Origin of the sequence: Sphingopyxis sp. CCNWLW2 (assembly GCF_037095755.1) — a bacterium.
In the GTDB taxonomy this organism is placed as follows: domain Bacteria; phylum Pseudomonadota; class Alphaproteobacteria; order Sphingomonadales; family Sphingomonadaceae; genus Sphingopyxis.
This window is the reverse complement of the sequence record NZ_JBAWKJ010000001.1, coordinates 749,526-764,523: the sequence shown is the minus strand read 5'-3', so window position 1 is coordinate 764,523 and position 14,998 is coordinate 749,526. Positions and strand designations below refer to the sequence as shown.

Annotated in this window: 19 protein-coding genes; 9 read left to right on the top strand and 10 right to left on the bottom strand. The window is 66.5% G+C overall.

Annotated elements, in window-relative coordinates:
• Positions 1-46 precede the first annotated feature (46 nt).
• Positions 47-370, top strand: coding sequence for a response regulator transcription factor (locus V8J55_RS03580; RefSeq protein WP_058538791.1), 324 nt, complete (start codon positions 47-49; stop codon positions 368-370).
• On the opposite strand, the gene V8J55_RS03575 is transcribed toward V8J55_RS03580, so the two are convergent.
• Genes V8J55_RS03575 through V8J55_RS03560 form a run of 4 tightly spaced genes read right to left on the bottom strand, consistent with a single transcriptional unit; the run spans position 367 to position 3,622 of the window.
• The gene (locus V8J55_RS03575; RefSeq protein ID WP_336444408.1) at positions 367-1,686 is read right to left on the bottom strand and encodes an NRAMP family divalent metal transporter; all 1,320 of its coding nucleotides are present in this window, start codon (positions 1,684-1,686) and stop codon (positions 367-369) included. The genes V8J55_RS03580 and V8J55_RS03575 overlap by 4 nt on opposite strands.
• A gap of 60 nt (positions 1,687-1,746) precedes the next feature.
• A complete protein-coding gene (locus V8J55_RS03570) occupies positions 1,747-3,024 on the bottom strand; it encodes an MgtC/SapB family protein (RefSeq protein ID WP_062185539.1) in 1,278 nt (425 codons plus the stop codon).
• A gap of 20 nt (positions 3,025-3,044) precedes the next feature.
• A complete protein-coding gene (locus V8J55_RS03565; RefSeq protein WP_054731556.1) occupies positions 3,045-3,374 on the bottom strand; it encodes a TraR/DksA family transcriptional regulator in 330 nt (109 codons plus the stop codon).
• Positions 3,374-3,622: a YdcH family protein gene (locus V8J55_RS03560; protein WP_062185537.1), complete on the bottom strand. Its 249-nt coding sequence runs from the start codon at positions 3,620-3,622 to the stop codon at positions 3,374-3,376. The genes V8J55_RS03565 and V8J55_RS03560 overlap by 1 nt, the downstream gene beginning before the upstream one ends.
• A gap of 268 nt (positions 3,623-3,890) precedes the next feature.
• Between V8J55_RS03560 and V8J55_RS03555 the strand changes: the two genes are divergently transcribed.
• Positions 3,891-4,574, top strand: a complete 684-nt coding sequence (locus V8J55_RS03555) for a Crp/Fnr family transcriptional regulator (protein ID WP_062185535.1) — start codon at positions 3,891-3,893, stop codon at positions 4,572-4,574.
• A 4-nt stretch (positions 4,575-4,578) separates the two neighbouring features.
• On the top strand, positions 4,579-5,556 hold the full coding sequence (locus tag V8J55_RS03550) for a L,D-transpeptidase family protein (protein WP_336444407.1): 978 nt from the start codon (positions 4,579-4,581) through the stop codon (positions 5,554-5,556).
• Between the two features lie 24 nt (positions 5,557-5,580).
• Here the strand turns inward: V8J55_RS03550 and V8J55_RS03545 are convergent, their stop codons facing one another.
• Together V8J55_RS03545 and V8J55_RS03540 are read right to left on the bottom strand one after the other, a co-directional pair.
• Positions 5,581-5,709 (bottom strand): hypothetical protein, encoded by a 129-nt coding sequence (locus V8J55_RS03545; protein WP_274520274.1) that lies wholly within the window; start codon positions 5,707-5,709, stop codon positions 5,581-5,583.
• A gap of 79 nt (positions 5,710-5,788) precedes the next feature.
• Positions 5,789-6,274 (bottom strand): Hsp20/alpha crystallin family protein, encoded by a 486-nt coding sequence (locus V8J55_RS03540; protein WP_238586763.1) that lies wholly within the window; start codon positions 6,272-6,274, stop codon positions 5,789-5,791.
• A 285-nt stretch (positions 6,275-6,559) separates the two neighbouring features.
• Between V8J55_RS03540 and V8J55_RS03535 the strand changes: the two genes are divergently transcribed.
• From V8J55_RS03535 to V8J55_RS03525, 3 genes are all read left to right on the top strand, one after another.
• Positions 6,560-7,219 (top strand): BON domain-containing protein, encoded by a 660-nt coding sequence (locus V8J55_RS03535; protein WP_336444406.1) that lies wholly within the window; start codon positions 6,560-6,562, stop codon positions 7,217-7,219.
• 138 nt (positions 7,220-7,357) lie between these two features.
• Positions 7,358-8,152, top strand: coding sequence for a universal stress protein (locus V8J55_RS03530; RefSeq protein ID WP_336444405.1), 795 nt, complete (start codon positions 7,358-7,360; stop codon positions 8,150-8,152).
• Positions 8,153-8,273: 121 nt separating this feature from the next.
• Positions 8,274-8,693, top strand: coding sequence for a response regulator (locus tag V8J55_RS03525; protein ID WP_336444404.1), 420 nt, complete (start codon positions 8,274-8,276; stop codon positions 8,691-8,693).
• A gap of 22 nt (positions 8,694-8,715) precedes the next feature.
• On the opposite strand, the gene V8J55_RS03520 is transcribed toward V8J55_RS03525, so the two are convergent.
• The 3 genes from V8J55_RS03520 to V8J55_RS03510 all read right to left on the bottom strand — a co-directional run bounded on the left by V8J55_RS03520 (position 8,716) and on the right by V8J55_RS03510 (position 10,595).
• Positions 8,716-8,982 (bottom strand): hypothetical protein, encoded by a 267-nt coding sequence (locus V8J55_RS03520; protein WP_336444403.1) that lies wholly within the window; start codon positions 8,980-8,982, stop codon positions 8,716-8,718.
• Positions 8,982-9,977 (bottom strand): zinc-dependent alcohol dehydrogenase family protein, encoded by a 996-nt coding sequence (locus tag V8J55_RS03515; RefSeq protein ID WP_336444402.1) that lies wholly within the window; start codon positions 9,975-9,977, stop codon positions 8,982-8,984. The genes V8J55_RS03520 and V8J55_RS03515 overlap by 1 nt, the downstream gene beginning before the upstream one ends.
• Positions 9,978-10,049: 72 nt before the next feature.
• Positions 10,050-10,595 (bottom strand): GNAT family N-acetyltransferase, encoded by a 546-nt coding sequence (locus V8J55_RS03510; protein WP_062185525.1) that lies wholly within the window; start codon positions 10,593-10,595, stop codon positions 10,050-10,052.
• 335 nt (positions 10,596-10,930) lie between these two features.
• Here V8J55_RS03510 and V8J55_RS03505 point away from each other — a divergent pair, with 335 nt between their 5' ends.
• Both V8J55_RS03505 and V8J55_RS03500 read left to right on the top strand, forming a co-directional pair.
• The gene (locus V8J55_RS03505; protein WP_062185523.1) at positions 10,931-11,740 is read left to right on the top strand and encodes a universal stress protein; all 810 of its coding nucleotides are present in this window, start codon (positions 10,931-10,933) and stop codon (positions 11,738-11,740) included.
• A 31-nt stretch (positions 11,741-11,771) separates the two neighbouring features.
• Positions 11,772-12,461 carry a Crp/Fnr family transcriptional regulator gene (locus V8J55_RS03500; protein ID WP_062185520.1) on the top strand — a complete coding sequence of 230 codons (690 nt, stop codon included), beginning with the start codon at positions 11,772-11,774 and terminating at the stop codon, positions 12,459-12,461.
• Positions 12,462-12,486: 25 nt separating this feature from the next.
• Here V8J55_RS03500 and V8J55_RS03495 read toward each other — a convergent pair whose 3' ends face one another.
• Positions 12,487-13,158, bottom strand: coding sequence for an OmpW/AlkL family protein (locus V8J55_RS03495; protein ID WP_336444401.1), 672 nt, complete (start codon positions 13,156-13,158; stop codon positions 12,487-12,489).
• A gap of 171 nt (positions 13,159-13,329) precedes the next feature.
• Between V8J55_RS03495 and ccoN the strand changes: the two genes are divergently transcribed.
• A complete protein-coding gene (gene ccoN, locus V8J55_RS03490; protein WP_062185516.1) occupies positions 13,330-14,988 on the top strand; it encodes a cytochrome-c oxidase, cbb3-type subunit I in 1,659 nt (552 codons plus the stop codon).
• Positions 14,989-14,998 lie beyond the last annotated feature (10 nt).

Below are 14,998 nucleotides of genomic sequence, written 5' to 3'. Positions count from 1 at the left end.
CAGGACGCCCGAGCGCTAGACGACTGTCCATCGGAGGATGGACCGCATGACGACAGCCCGCCGCGAAGACCCACAGGCCGCGATCCGCCGCCCCGCGCCGGACCGCGCTGCGCGGTCGCGGCATTCGCCCCCTCTCATCGAACAGCTCACACATCGCGAGCTCGAAGTCGTGGGCGGGCTCGTGCGCGGTCTCACCAACAAGCAGATCGGGCAGGAGCTCGGCATCAGTCACCGCACCGTCGAAATTCATCGCTCGCGCCTGATGCGCAAGCTCGGCGCCGCGACGCTCGCCGGGCTCCTCGGTATCATCCTGCCCCAGCGCGACCGGATCGACGCACTGATCGCGCGGCACGCCCGCGCCCCGCGCTAGATATCTCCCGTCACGAGGAAGAAGAAAAACAGCAAGGTTGCTGCCGTCATCACCGCGGTTGCGGCCCAGCCCGACCAGCTCTGGCGGCGCGAAATGACGAGACGGCCCATCGCGCGCGGATTGCGGGCGATCAGCATCATCACCAGCATGAGCGGCGCGGCGAGCACGCCATTGACCACCGCTGCCCAGTAGAGCGCGCGTGCCGGGTCGATGCCGATCGCCGAGAGCGAGGCGCCGGCAAGCGTGGTCGCGGCGATCGTGCCGTAGAAGAGACGCGCCGAAAGCGGCTTGGCGTCGAGGCTACCTGCCATTCCCGCCATCTCGGTGACGGCATAGGCGGCCGATCCGGCCAGCACCGGGACCGCGAGAAGGCCGGTGCCGATGATTCCGAGCGCGAACATCGCGAAAGCAAACGGCCCGGCGAGCGGACGCAGCGCTTCGGCGGCCTGCGCCGATGTGGCGATATCGCGTATGCCCTCGGCATGCAGCGTCGCCGCGGTCGCGAAGACGATCGCGAGCGAAATGAGAGTGCTGAACGCCATGCCCGTCAGCGTGTCGACACGAATGCGCCTGAATTCGCCATCGGCTGCCGCGGGCGTCAGGCAGAGCGGCTTGGCATGATGGCGATGCTGTTCCTCGATCTCCTGCCCCGCCTGCCAGAAGAAGAGATAGGGGCTGATCGTCGTGCCGAGGATTGCGACGAACGCCGTGGCATAGGCTGCATTGAGTTCGATGTCGGGAAGCAGCAGCGCCGTGAGGGCCGTGCCCCATGGAACATGCACCACGAACAGCACCGCGACATAGGTAAAGAGGGTGAGCGTCGTCCATTTGAGGATTGCGGCGTAGCGAGAATAGCTAAGGCCGACTTCGAGGACGATGCTGAGGATCCCGAACAACAAGGTATAGAGTCCGGCCTTGCCTCCGGCGAGCAGGGCCAGCGCCGCACCCATCGCGCCGAGATCGGCGCCGAGATTGATGATGTTCGCGACGAGCAGCAGCGACACCATCGACCAGAGCAGGGGACGCGAATAATGCCGGCGGAGGTTGCGCGCGATCCCTGCGCCGGTAACCCGCCCGATCTCGGCGGCGATCTCCTGGATCGCCACCATCAGCGGGAAGCTCAGCACGAAGGTCCAGGAGAGCCGGTAACCGAATGCCGCGCCGATCTGGCTGTGCGTTCCGATTCCGCTCGGATCGTCGTCGGCGGCGCCGGCGATCAGGCCCGGACCGAGCGCGCGAAGAAATGTCCGCGGGTTTGACGAGAGGTTCGCCGGCTGGGTCGGCGGTCCTTCATTATGGTCTGTTGCTGCGGTCACCGAAGGCCCCCTTTTGAAACCATTCCACCTCTGGCCACTCCATGCGGCGTCCGATCGGGCTCAGACGAGAAGGGTCGGCAGGACCGCGAGGCTGGCTGCAACGCTCAGCACAAGCGGCAAGGCGAGCTTCCATCCTTTGCGCAGCCCCGCGATCGCCAGGGCGGTGGCGCCCTTGAACAGCGTGTTGGCGAGCACCGGGGCAATGATGACGATCGTCGCGATCTGGCCCTCGAGCAGACCCGGAGGTAGCGATCCCACCGTGATGATCGCGGAGTCGACGTCGGCCAGGCCCGAAAGCGCGATGACCAGCGCGAGGCCGCGTTCGCCCACCATCGCCATCATCCAGCGTGCGGCGACGGTCAGCACCATGACGAGCAGCATGAGGCCGATCGCCGGCGCGAGCCGGAACGGGTTCTTGAGCTCGACGGGACGGTTGGCAGCGCTTTCCTTGCGGCGGCTCCGCAAAGCCCAGAACATCGCGCCGCCGCTCACCAGCGCGGCGGGTGCCGCAAGCCAGCCGAAGGCCGGCATCGCTGCCGGCGCGAGGAACAGGGTCAGGACGATCGCGCGGATCAGCATGACCGCCGACGCCGCGCCGATGCCGGCAATGGCCATCGCCTCGCTTTCCTCTCCGTCGCGCACGCGCATCGCGAGCGCCGCGGTCACCGCGGTCGAGGAAACCATCGCGCCGGTCGCGGCCATGACGAGCGTGCCCCGCGAGGCGCCAAAGCGTTTCGCTGCGATATAGCCGAGAAAGGAGAAGCCCGAGACGAACACCACGACCAGCCAGAGCTGGCGAGGATTCCAGGCGTCATAGGGGCCGAAGCGCTGGTCGGGCAGCAGCGGCAATATGGCGAGCGCGATGAGCGCGAACCGGACGATCGCGCCGACCTCGATATCGCTGAGACCGGAAACCCAGCGATGAAGCTCGGTGCGCAGCGCAAGCACCAGCGTCATGGCAACGGCGACCACCGTCGCCATCTCGCTCCGACCGCTGGCCGCGAGATAGCCGCAACCGAGCGTGATGAGGGCCGCGAGGCTCGATGTCCCGCTCAGCTGCTCGGGCGCCCGCGCGGTTTTCGCATAGCCGATGAGGGTGAGGACAGCTGCAGCCCCGGCGACGATCGCCGCGATCGCCGGGCTTTGAGATCCGGTCGCTCCCGCGATGCCGCCCGCAAGGCCGAACAGCGCAAAGGTCCGCACACCCGCGAAGCGGCTGCCCGCGGTCTCGTTGCGCAGGCTCCAGCCGCGCTGGATGCCGACAAGCAGCCCGAGAAGAAGCGCCAGTCCGATGCCGGCGAGTTGCTGCAGGTTGGCGTCTGGAAGGGATTCGATCATGTCGTTCGCCGGGCGTATGTTCAGCCGCCGAACTCGCGCTCGCAGTCGATGCAATGCGCGGTGTGCGGAACGGCTTCGAGGCGCGCGGCATCGATCGGGATGCCGCACGCGGTGCAGAGGCCGTAATGGCCGGCATCGAGACGCGCGATCGCGAGCCGGATTGCCTTCATCTGCTCAGTTGCGGCGCTTTGCCGCGCATCGATCGTCTCGTCGTCTTCGCGCTCGACAGCCTGCTCGGCGGAATCGTCGTCGAGCGGCACGCGCTGCTCGCTTTCCAGCCGCTCAACCTCCGCTGCGAGCTGGTCGAGGCGCACGACCAGGCCCGCGCGTATTTCGGAAAGACTGTGCATCACGCCTCCTCCTCGATCGCGATGAGCGCGGCAATCTCGTCGAGGGTGAACAGCCGCCGTTTCTTGAGGTCCTCCAGCTGGTCGTCGGCGACCGCCGCAAGACCGGCCTCGACTCGCTGAATCCGGCTCTGAAGGTCATGATGCTCCTCGGCGAGCTGGCGAAAATTCGAACTGCCAAGCTTGAGTGCATGGAGCGCCGGCCCGTGGTCCGGAAACAGCGCATGAAGATCGTGGCCGGCTTCGCTCATCCTGGGTCCTTTCGTCGCGGATTTGTCTCGCCGGATTGCGCCGGGACGCGCGCCCTGTCGTTACGCAATAGCCCTTACGCCCCTGGCGGTTCGCGCCGGTCGGGCCTTTCCTCGCACCACATACGTACAGTTGCGTAATCACGGGCGCATGCGGAGCCGCTATTCCCGGCCGCATGAGGGGTCAGCCACATCTTTTCCGCCATCCAGGCCGCGACCGCCAAGCAACGGAGTGGCGTGCGGAGCGCGCGTCGCTTGCGGGTGCACGGCGATGAGCGATTGCGCATCCTGCGCCGTACGCTGCCGCGCCATCTGCGCCAGCCTTGCCGCCGACGAAGCCGCCGAACTCGGCCGCATGGGGCGGCGGCAACGCGTGAAGGCGGGTCACACCCTGCTCTGGGAAGGCGACGAAGCCCCGACGGTCGCAAATGTCCTGTCGGGCGTCCTGAAGCTGGTCGTCGCCACCGCCGATGGCCGCGAGCAGATCGTCGGGCTCGTCTTCCCTTCCGATTTTATCGGCCGCCCGTTCGGCAAGCAAAGCCCCTACCGGGTCACCGCTATGACCGACGCCGAGGTCTGCATCTTCAATCGCCAGCAGTTCGACGATTTCGCGGGTCGCCATCCGCATCTCCAGCAGAAATTGCTCCATCGCACGCTCGACGAGCTCGACCGCGCGCGGCACTGGATGATGCTGCTCGGCCGCAAGTCGGCACCCGAAAAGGTCGCCTCCTTCCTTCTCGACATGGAAGAGCGGCTGCCCGCCGACGCCGGCGAGACCCCGGGCGGGTTCGAGCTCCCCTTCGGCCGCCAGCAGATCGCCGACATATTGGGGCTGACGATCGAAACGACCTGCCGGCAGCTGACGCGCATGCGCAGCGACGGCCTCGTCGACTTGCCCTCGCGGCGCGCGGTACGGATCAACGACCGCGCCCGAGTGGCAGCGATGGCCGGTTGAGAAAGTGGGAACCTGGGCGAAGCTCGCCGGAAGGGCAGCGCTTTTGCTGGGAGCGGCGCTGCTGTTGCCACTCGCGGCCTCGGCCGAGCCCTCAAGCCCGCATGGGAGCGTGCTCGATGCCGCCGAGCGGTTGAAGCCCGGAGATTATATCTGGGCGCCCGAGATCGCGCCGCGCGGGCCCTTGATGATGATCGTGAGTCTCGCGACCCAGCGCGGCACGCTGTACCGCAATGGCGTCCCGATCGCGATTACCACTGTCTCGACGGGCAAGGCCGGCCATGAAACCCCGACCGGTGTCTTCACCATCCTCCAGCGCGACGTCGACCATCGCTCGAGCCTCTACGACGATGCGCCGATGCCCTATATGCAGCGGCTGACCTGGGGCGGCGTGGCGCTGCACGGCGGCACCTTGCCGGGCTACCCCGCTTCGCACGGTTGCATTCGCCTGCCGCATGGCTTCGCCCGTCTCCTCTATGGCGTCTCCCGGCTCGGCATGACGGTCATCGTCACCGATGCCGCAGCGGTGCCGCGTGCGGCCCCGACCGATCCGCTCGCCATGACCGAAACGCGCCCTTCCGATGGCGCGCTGCTCTGGACGCCCGAACGCGCGCGCAGCGGCCCCCTGTCGATCATCGCCAGTGCCACAGACCAGCGGATCCTGATCCTTCGCAACGGAACGATCATCGGCTCGGCGCCCGCGCGCATCGAGGGATCAATGACGGGCACTTCCGCCTTCATCCGGCGGTCGGGCGTCGAGGGGCCGGCAACCTGGACGGAAGTCCCCCTCCCGGGCGCGATCGCCGCGAGGACACCGACGTCGTTCGCCGGGCGCGTCCACATCGCGGCCGATCTGCGCGCGCTGCTCGGCCCGCTTCTGGTCGCGGGAACGAGCGTGATCATCACGCCCGATTCGCTGCGCGCCGGAAGCCCGGTGCCGGCGGAGATTCTCGGCGGGGACGAGGAAGGCGCGCCGGATCGCTAGGCGCCGACATCGGCGCGTCTGGTCCTACGGCCACAGCCGCGGAGCGAGCGACAGGATCAACGACGCGCAGATCACAAGCGAAAGCATCGCCGATCCGAGCTTGAGCCGAAGCAGCGCCTCGCCGTGCCGGTCGGTGTGAATACCAAGGGGCATGATATAACTCCGGTGCGAGGGAATCGCGCGAGATCGAGCGGGAGGGCCGGAGCCGCGTCTGCGGTTCCGGCCCGTTTGCCTAGCTGGCGATCTTGATCTTGCGAGCGTGATCGCGCGCCTTTTCGGTCTTCGCGATCTCGACGCTGAGCAAGCCGTGCTTGAACTTCGCTTCGATCTTGTCGGCATCGGCGTCGGCGGGCAGGGCGATGCGGCGCCGGAAGCTGCCGTGACGCCGCTCGCTGATCAGATGTCCATCCTCGCGGCGCTCGGAGGATTCCTCCTTTTCGCTCGCGAGCAGGAGGACCCCGTCGGCGACCTCGAGCCGGATGTCCTTCTCGGTGAGGCCCGCGAGCTCGGCGGTCAGCTTGTAGGCCGGGCCGGTATCGACGAGCTCGACCGCCGGGAGCGGGCTCACGAGCCGCGGGACATAGCTCAGCAGGCTGCGGCCGGGGCGAGCGAATTCCTCGAACATGCGGTCGAGCTCGCCGCGCAGCCAGTTCATCGCGCCAAGCTCCGCCTCAGCGGGCTGGCTACCCGCGGTGCGGGTCGGGGTCAGATCGTTCATCAGCTTGCTCCTTCTTGAAAATCGAGAGGGATCGCGGCGGCGGGCTGTACCCGGGCAGGGCCCTCCTCGCCGCGATGCGCCGGAGCGCAATCGGGACCTAGAGCAGGCAGCGACGGCAGAATCGGGGAAGCTCCCAAGCGGAGCTCTCCTTACGGAAAGTTGCGGATAAGCCGCACCCTTCGTCCCGGGTAAGGCTGCCCGCACGCGCCGGCGGCTCTTGCCGATGTTCGCCGGGCTTCGGTCCGCTCGCAACGCGAGCCGGATTTCTTTCGAAGGAGAATGATCATGCTGAAGAAGAGTGACGGCCAGCTGCAGGATGACGTGGTCGCCGAACTCGAATGGGATCCGAGCGTCGATCACGCCGATATCGGCGTCTCGGTCAATGACGGCGTCGTGACGCTGGCGGGCTATGTGAAGAGCTTTCCGCAAAAGGTCGCGGCCGAACGTGCGGTGCGGCGGGTCGCGGGCGTGCGTGCGCTCGCCGAGGAACTGAAAGTGCGCTTCGCGTCGGATCCCAAGACCGCCGATCATGAAATCGCCAAGCGGATCGTCGACATGATCGGCTGGACGGTCGCGATCCCCGAGGGCCAGGTCAAGGTGAAGGTCGAGCGCGGCTGGGTCACGCTGACCGGCACCGTCGACTGGCACTTCATCGCAAAGGAAGTCGCGCGCGCCGCGGGGCAGATATCGGGGGTCACCGGCGTCTCGAACCTGATCAAGGTCGGCGATATTCCCACCCCTGCCGACGTCAAGGCGCGGATCATGGCGGCGTTCAAGCGCCAGGCGGGTCTCGATGCAAGCGGCGTATCGGTCACCACCGAGGGGAGCACGGTCACACTGCGCGGCCGGGTCAAGGCGTGGGGCGAGCGGCGCATGGCCGAACTCGCGGCCTGGTCGGCACCGGGCGTGACCGACGTCGAGGATTATCTCGCAGTCGACGGCTGATCCCGCTCGCCTTGGGGAAGAGGCGACCCCCTGCGGCCGTCCGGACATCCGGGCGGCCGCCTTTCTATCCGTATCATTGCGCATATCGGCCTCGGCTGACGACACATAGTCTCGGCGCAGAAACCAAGGAGACGGCTCATGAAGAATATCCTGTTGCTCGTACATGACGACCATGGCCAGGAAGCTCGCCTGCAGGCGGCGCTCGATATCACCCGCGCGGTCGAAGGCCATCTGACCTGCATCGACGTCACGCCCTATCCGCTCATCGCCGGTGACGGGTTCGGCTTTGCCGAAACCGTCGTCATTCTCGACGAGCGCGAAAGCGAGGCGAAGAACAAGTCGGTGATCAGCGGTCGCCTGTCGCGCGAGGATGTCAGCTGGAGCTGGATCGACGCGATGGACGAGATCGCGAATGCGGTGCTCGATGCAGCCGACCTCGCCGACCTCATCATCCTCAATCGCGCGCTCGACGGCTTTCCGATGCCCGACATGCGCGACATCGCGAGCCGCATTGTCGCGCGCGCGAGTGCGCCCGTGCTGGCGGTGCCCGAGACGCTCGAACGCTTCGAGCTCGAGCGCGCGCTCGTCGCGTGGGACGGCCGTCCCTCGGCGGCGGCCGCCCTCCGAGCCGCTGTACCGCTGCTCGCCTTCGCGAAGGAGGTCGAGATCTTCACCGCGCAAGGGTCCGACAATCATATTGTGCCCGAGGATGCCGCGACCTATCTGTCGCGCCACGGCATCGCGGCGAATGTGCGCAAGACCGACATCGGCAAGTTTCACGCCGATTTCCTGATCTCGGACGAGGCCACGATGTTCCGCGCCGATTATATCGTGATGGGTGCCTACGGCCGCGGCCGGCTGCGCGAGACCTTCGGCGGCACTACGAAGAATCTGCTTTCGAAGAGCAAATTCCCCCTGCTCATGAGCCATTGATCGATGGCCCCCGGCCCTGTTTTCCGGCTTCGGGCTCGCACCTCCGAAAGGGCGAGCCCGATGATTTTACGAGACTTTGGTGGAGCATGTAGCGGCATGCAAAGGCGTCGATAGCGGGACCATGGACATGCTGATCGCCCGATCGGGTTGGAGCGAGGCACCGCCGACCGTTCTTATTGTCGAGGATGACCCGGCGGTGCGCCGCTCGCTCCTCCTGCTTTTGCAGGGACGCGGATTTGCGGTGAAGGCCTGGCCCGCCGCCGATCCCGCGCTCGCCGAGGCGGCGCGCGCCGCGCCCGACTGTCTGATCGTCGATTACCGGCTCGAGAGCAGCGACGGGATTGCGATGCTGGGCGCGTTGCGCGCGCAGGGTTGGGATGGGCCGGCCATCCTGATCTCCGCCTACTCGTCCGGGGAATTGAGCGCGCGGGCGCGCGAGGCGGGCTTCGCGCTCGTTCTGGAAAAGCCCTTGCGCGAGCATATGCTTGTCGACGCCGTGTCAAGACTCACGCGCAGCGGTACGCCGCCCGCAAGCCCTTGAGGTCTTGTCCGGCCGCGCGCAGCTATTCGGGATATTCGCGCGGCGTGGCTTCGGGATGGCTGTCGGGAAGCACCGGTGCCTCCGGCGACGTGCGCAGCGGCTGGCGATCGGGGTCCGGTGCCGGCGTCTCCGGATAGGCCTTGTCGGGCTGCGCCGGCGGGTCGCAATCGGGACATTCGGGAGGGCGCGCCGCGCTGGCGGGGTCTCGCTCGAAACGATCCATGGCAGTCTCTCCTGACAGGCCGATCTGGCCTTCGCCACTTTCGCGCCGCTGGTGCGAACGCGCCATTAGGGATTCCCCCTAGCCGCGCCCTCGGGGACGAGGACGAGCGCGCCTTCGACATCGCCGGCGCGCAACCGGTCGAGCGCGCGATTGGCGTCGGCGAGCGGTAGCGCGGTGACATGCGTCCGCAGGCCGCAGCGCGCCGCGGCTTCGAGAAACGCTGCACCATCGGCACGGGTCAGATTGGCGACCGAGCGGATAGACCTTTCCTCCCAGAGATCGGCATAAGGAAAGGACGGGATGTCGCTCATATGAATGCCCGCGCAGATGACTCGTGCGCCCTTGCGGACATGGCGTAGCGCTTCGGGAACGAGTGCCCCAACCGGCGCAAAGAGGATCGCTGCGTCGAGCGTGGCGGGCGGGGCCTCGGTCGACGCGCCCGCCCAGGCGCAACCGAGGCGGCGGGCGAAATCCTGACCAGCGGTATCGCCTTCGCGTGTGAAGGCGTAGACATCGGTGCCGTCGGCGATCGCGAGCTGCGCGAGAATATGTGCGGCGGCGCCGAAACCATAGAGGCCGAGCGCCTTCGCGCTGTCCGCCATGCGATAGGCGCGGTAGCCGATCAAGCCGGCGCAGAGCAAAGGCGCCGCATGAAGATCGTCGAAGGCGGCAGGGATTGCGAGGCAGAAGCGCGCATCGGCGACGACATGCGAAGCGAAACCGCCGTCGCGCGTGAATCCGGTGAACTCGGGCGCGTCGCAGAGATTTTCATGGCCCGCAGCGCAATAGGGGCAGGTGCCGCAACTCCTGCCGAGCCAAGGCACGCCGACCCGCTCGCCAAGCCCGAACTGGGTGACGCCCGCGCCGAGTGCGTCGACGCGGCCGACGATCTCATGGCCCGGGACAATCGGAAGCCGGCCACTGATGTCGCCGTCGGCGATATGGAGATCGGTCCGGCACACGCCGCACGCGGTGATCGCGATCCTGATTTCGCCGTCGGCCGGAGTCGGGATCGCGCGCTCGACGCGGTGCAGCAGCGCGCCCGGCGAGTCGAGCTGCATGGCATGAAAGCCTTGGTCCATTGGGAGTGTCTCCAGCCGGCTGCCGGTCGGGCGCCGACCCGATGGCCAAGGTCAGCGAAGCTCGAGTTCGAGCAGAGCGAGCGTGGCGTCGCCATCATAGTCGCTCGCCTTGAATCCCAGCGTCCGTTCGACCTCCATCGCGCCTCGATTGGCGCGGCTCTCGATCGACCGCAGCGTCTTGAGGCCGCGGGCGCGGGCAAGATCGACGGCATGGTTGAGGAGAGTCCAGCCGACGCCGCGTGTCTTATATGCCGGCGCGACCGAAATCGCGACCTCGGCGGTCACAAACGCATCGTCGGCAGCAATCAGCAGGCTCGCAATCAGTTCCGAGGTCGCGGCATCGAACGCGAGCAGATGCTCGCGGTGGCGGTGATCGACACCGATCATCGCCGCGAGCTGGGCGCTCGAAAGGTGCGACTGGCCGCTCAGGAAGCGGAACTGCATATCATCCGCCGTCAGGCCGTCGAAGAAATGATTGACGATATCCGCGTCGCTCTCCGCGACCGGCCGGAGACGAAGGTCGACGCCGCTGCGGGTCTGCAGGCAAGTCTCGGTCGCCTCGCTGAGCGTGGTGTCGGGCGCATTGGTGAGCGTCATCCTCTGTCTCCTTGATTTGGATCGGACCGCCGGAGCGGCGAAGGGCGAAGGGTGAGGGTGCCCGCGATACGGCTTTGCTCGCGCCGCGGGTCCGCCGGCGCGCGATTCACCGGAGTCCGGCGCGGGTGCGCGCGAAATGGGGTCAATGGACTGGGTCTCGGCATCGCTTGCTCCTTTGCGACGTCAGGCTAACGCCCCGCGCGGTCGGCGCATTTCGTAATTATACGGAGCGACCGCAGTATGGCGCCCGGCCTGAAGGGCGCGGTTTATTGACCGGTGTCAATGAAGCCGGTGCGCATAAGCGCTTCCCTCTCCATCATGAAGGAGAGCAAGACATGCGAAATCTTTTGATTCACGCCGACGCGAGCCCGGCCATGGCCGCGCGCACCGAGACGGCGCTCGCTATCGGACGGCGCCTCGGCGCTCATCTCAGTTTCCTGATCTGCTCGCCCTTCCAGCAGTTCATCGCCTCCGATCCCTTTGGCGGCATGTATCTGGCGCGCGAACAGCTCGCCAAGGCGCAGCTTGCCGATGCCGAGCTCGAGACCCGGCTCGCGGCGCAGCTCGCGCGCGAGGATGTGCCCTGGGACGTCGCCATCGCCGACGGCGATGCGCTCGCGGCGCTCTCGCTCGCCGCGACGCTAGCCGATCTTGCCATCGTATCGCTCGGCCCCCGCGACCGGCGCGGTCTCGCTCAGCCGACGCTGGCGGGCGACCTCGCAATGACTGTGCCCGCGCCCGTGCTCGCGTTGCCCGCCGAAGGCCAGCCGCTCGACCTTGATGCCCCGGTGATGATCCTGTGGAACGGCAGCCCGCAAGCCGCGCACGCCTTGCGCGCCGCTGGGCCGTTGATGGCGGGCGCGGGCAGCGTGACGATGGTGCAGGTCGGGCCGGATGAGGGACGGGTGCCGGCCGAGGACGCGCTCTGCTATCTGTCGCGGCACGGCATTCATGCTGAGCTTCGCCGCCACGATCGCGGGGCGCTTACGCCCGAGGAGATACTCGAGCGAACCGCGAAGGAAATGGCCCCGGGGCTCATCGTGATGGGAGCCTATGGGCGTCCGCGGCTGCGCGAGACCCTGTTCGGCGGGGTGACGCGCTATCTGCTCGAAGCCGCGCCGGCGCCGCTCCTCCTCGCCCATTGACCGCGATGCCTGCCTGCCGGGCACCCGGCGCATGACCGATTGCCTGTCCTGCATCGTGCGCAACCGCGCCATTTGTGCGAGCCTGCGGCCGGACGAGCTCCTGTTGCTCGGCCGGATGGGCCGGCGCCAGCGCGTGAGCAGCGGGCATACGCTCCTGTGGGAGGGCGACGACGCGCCGGTCGTCGCCAATGTCCTTGAAGGCGTCCTGAAACTCGTCGCCGCCACCGCCGACGGGCGCGAGCAGATCGTCGGTATCGTCTTTCCCTCGGACTTCATCGGGCGGCCGTTCGGGAAGGAAAGCCCGTATAGCGTCAGCGCGATCAGCGCCGCCGAGCTTTGCATCTTCCATCGCGACCAGTTCGACGAGTTCGCCGCCGACCATCCCGATCTCCAACAAAAATTGCTGCGCCGCACGCTCGGCGAACTCGATCGCGCGCGCCGCTGGATGCTTCTGCTCGGGCGCAAGTCGGCGTCCGAGAAGGTTGCTTCCTTCCTGCTCGAAATGGCCGATCGCTTGTCGCCACCTCCCGGTGCGGCGGATACGGCGCGAGGCTTCGAGCTGCCCTTCGGCCGTCAGCAGATCGCCGACATCTTGGGTCTCACCGTCGAGACCACGAGCCGCCAGTTCACCAAAATGCGCGCCGATGGCCTGATCGACCTTCCATCCCGCCGCAAGATCGTCATCAACGACCTTGCGGCTCTGAACGAAATGGCAGGCTGACCGGCCAACGGCGCCAGTTGGGAGGTCAGAAACGAAAAGCGACGCCGGCGCTGATCACCCAGGGATCTAGCTTGTGCCGCGTCTTCAGCACCTCGGTCGTCCCGGCATACCATGTCGCGGTCGGACGCAGGAAATAGCGTTTGGCATCGAAGGATAGCGCGAGTCCCTTGTCGTTCACCGGAATATCGACCCCGGCCTGGAGCGCGGCGCCGAGCTTGTCGCCCATCTTCTGGCGGGTCGCGCCGAGCGACCGGGTCGTGGCGCCGGGCTTTTCGTCGATGAAGATGAAGTAGCTCGGACCCGCCCCCACATAAGGCTGGATGCCGCCTTTCTTGCCGAAATGATATTTGAGCGTCAGCGTCGCGGGGACGATCTTGGCGTTCGACACCAACGTCGCGCCGCTCAGCGCGCCACGGCCGTTCACGTCATGCTGGGTCACCCCGGCAATCGTCTCGAGCGAGATATGGTCGGCGACATAATATTCGATCGCGACCGTCGGCGTGACATTGTCGTCGGCCTTGGTTTGTGTCCCGGCCGGAAGCCCGATCCGGTCGAGCTTGACGTCGCTGATCTTGCCGTCGGGTGCGACATAGGTCGCGAAAATCTTGAACTGGACATCGCCGGCCTTGGCCGCGGCCTGCCCGGGAATCGCGGCGGCGGCCGCCAGCGCGATCAGCGAGAGATGCTGTTTTTTCATGGTCGTTGCTCCTTGCGTTGACCTGGGCTCCCTGCACCCGGCGTGGTCGCCGGGCATTGATGCCGCGCAATCTATTCGTTGATCCTGGTCAATGTTTTTGCCCCGCCGCACGGCCAAGAGCGGTCCTGAACCATGCGGCGCCAAAGCCGCGCGAAAACAGGGACAAGCGATATGGACACTCTGGTAGCAAAGGCGGGGGGCTGGCTCGGCCTGGCCCTGCTCGCGCTGGTGATGGCGGCGGTCGCGGTCGATGCGCCCTTCGCCGTCCATATGATCATCGTCGCGCTGGCCGCTTTGCTGATGCTCTGGACGACCGTGTCGCGCGCCGATTATGAGGCGATCGCGCGCGGGATATTGAAGATGCCCGCCGATCAGGGCGTCTATGACGACGATCCGGTGCGTTGGGGGGTCGTCGCCACGCTGTTCTGGGGCATCGCCGGCATGGCGGCAGGCCTCTTCATCGCATTGCAGCTCGCTTTCCCGGCGCTGAACCTCAATCTTGAATATACGACCTTCGGCCGCCTGCGGCCGCTGCACACCTCGGCGGTGATCTTTGCCTTCGGCGGCAACGCGCTGATCGCGACGAGCTTTTACGTCGTCCAGCGCACCTGCCGCGCGCGGCTTGCCTTTCCGGCGCTCGCGCGCTTCGTTTTCTGGGGATATCAACTCTTCATCGTGCTGGCCGCGACCGGCTATCTGATGGGCGTCACCGCGGCCAAGGAATATGCCGAGCCCGAATGGTATGTCGACCTATGGCTGACGATCGTCTGGGTCGCCTATCTGGTCGTTTTCACCGGCACGATCGTCAAGCGCCGCGAGCCGCATATCTATGTCGCCAACTGGTTTTACCTCAGCTTCATCGTCACCATTGCGATGCTCCACATCGTCAACAATCTGTCGGTGCCGGCGAGCATCTTCGGGTCGAAGAGCTATGCCGCCTTTGCCGGGGTGCAGGATGCGCTGACGCAATGGTGGTACGGGCATAATGCGGTCGGCTTCTTCCTGACCGCGGGCTTCCTCGCGATGATGTATTATTTCGTGCCGAAGCAGGCCGAGCGGCCGGTGTACAGCTATCGCCTGTCGATCATCCACTTCTGGTCGCTGATCTTCCTCTACATCTGGGCGGGGCCGCACCACCTCCATTACACCGCGCTGCCCGACTGGGCGCAGACGCTGGGCATGGTCTTTTCGGTGATCCTGTGGATGCCGAGTTGGGGCGGCATGATCAACGGTCTGATGACGCTCAACGGCGCGTGGGACAAGATCCGCACCGACCCGATCATCCGCATGATGGTGATGGCGCTCGCCTTCTACGGCATGAGCACCTTCGAAGGCCCGATGATGTCGATCAAATGGGTGAACTCGATGTCGCATTACACCGACTGGACGATCGGCCATGTGCACTCGGGCGCGCTCGGCTGGAACGGCATGATCACCTTCGCCTGCGTCTATTATCTCGTGCCGCGCCTGTGGGGCCGCGAGCGGCTCTACAGCCTGCGCATGGTCAACTGGCACTTCTGGCTCGCGACCGTCGGCATCGTTTTCTACGCCGCGTCGATGTGGGTCGCGGGCATCATGCAGGGGCTGATGTGGCGCGAATATGGAGCCGACGGCTACCTCGTCTACAGCTTCGTCGAAAGCGTCGCGGCGATGCACCCGATGTACCTGATCCGCGCCGCGGGCGGGGCGATGTATCTCGCCGGCTTCCTGATCATGGTCTTCAACGTCTGGGCGACGCTCAGCGGCAAGGTGCGCGCCGAAAAGCCGATGACCGAAACCCCGTACAACGCCGCAGCGGACCGCCCGCTCGCGCCCGTCCCTGCCGAATAAGGAGCCCGGA